Source organism: Sphingobium chlorophenolicum, assembly GCF_000722875.1.
GTDB lineage: Bacteria > Pseudomonadota > Alphaproteobacteria > Sphingomonadales > Sphingomonadaceae > Sphingobium > Sphingobium chlorophenolicum.
Window position 1 is genome coordinate 1 of sequence record NZ_JFHR01000068.1, and the last position, 904, is coordinate 904.

The 904-nt window shown below is 57.3% G+C and carries 1 protein-coding gene; it reads right to left on the reverse strand.

What is annotated here, in order from left to right; all coding sequences use genetic code 11:
- Positions 1–46: 46 nt before the first annotated feature.
- A protein-coding gene (locus BV95_RS23305; protein ID WP_156028722.1) for an IS5 family transposase occupies positions 47–798 on the reverse strand; the annotation gives its coding sequence in 2 pieces (ribosomal slippage) (positions 47–477 and positions 477–798; 753 coding nt in all).
- Positions 799–904 lie beyond the last annotated feature (106 nt).

The following is a 904-nucleotide window of genomic DNA, read 5'->3' on the forward strand; positions in this document are numbered from 1 at the left end:
AGTCAACGCTGCCGGCAAGGCCGTAGAGACTAAGGCGTGTGGACATTTAGCGCATAGCGATCTTCAGGGCCGCAAGGTTGATCATGGCGCGGTAGCTCTGATCAGTTTTCTCGTATCGGGTAGCGATGCGCCGGAATGTTTTGAGGCTACAGAAGAAGTTCTCGACGAGGTGCCTCCAGCGATAGGCATGGAAGTCGCAGTCGATTTTTTGCTTCCGGTTCGATTTGGGAGGGATCACCACTACAGCGCCCCTTTCGTTCAGTTCGGTACGCAACCAATCAGCGTCGAACGCCTTGTCGCCGAGGAACATATCGAATTCGACGTCCTGGATCAGCGGTTTCACCCCGACGAGGTCGTGGCTTTGGCCCGGAAGCAGAACGAAACGGGCCAAGTTTCCCAGCGCATCTACCAGCGCCACGATCTTCGTGGTTAGACCGCCGCGCGACCGTCCGATCGCCTGACGGTGAGTCCCCCCCTTGCGCCGGTGCCCTGCTGGTGGACCCGGACGATCGTGCCGTCGATCATGGCGTATTCAAAATCACGGTCGCCCGATAATTGCTCAAACAGAAGGTCGAAGACCCCTTTCACCGCCCACCGACGAAAACGACGGAAACAGGAGTTCCAGTTGCCGAAGCTCTCCGGCAAATCTCTCCATGGCGCTCCGGTCCCAGCAACCCACAAAACCGCTTCGAGAAATCTACGATTGTCCGCAGCCGAACGGCCTCGGTCCCCAACTTTACCGGGAAGCACGGGGCGAACCCGCTCCCACTGCTCGTCGCTTAATCCGTGTCGATCCAAGATGGCGCTCCCTTCGCCAGTCTTGAATCCGATCCGCGCGGAAAAAGGAATCCCTTAAATGTCCACACGCCTTAGCAAACTTCTCTGGATGATCTTCCTATTCATG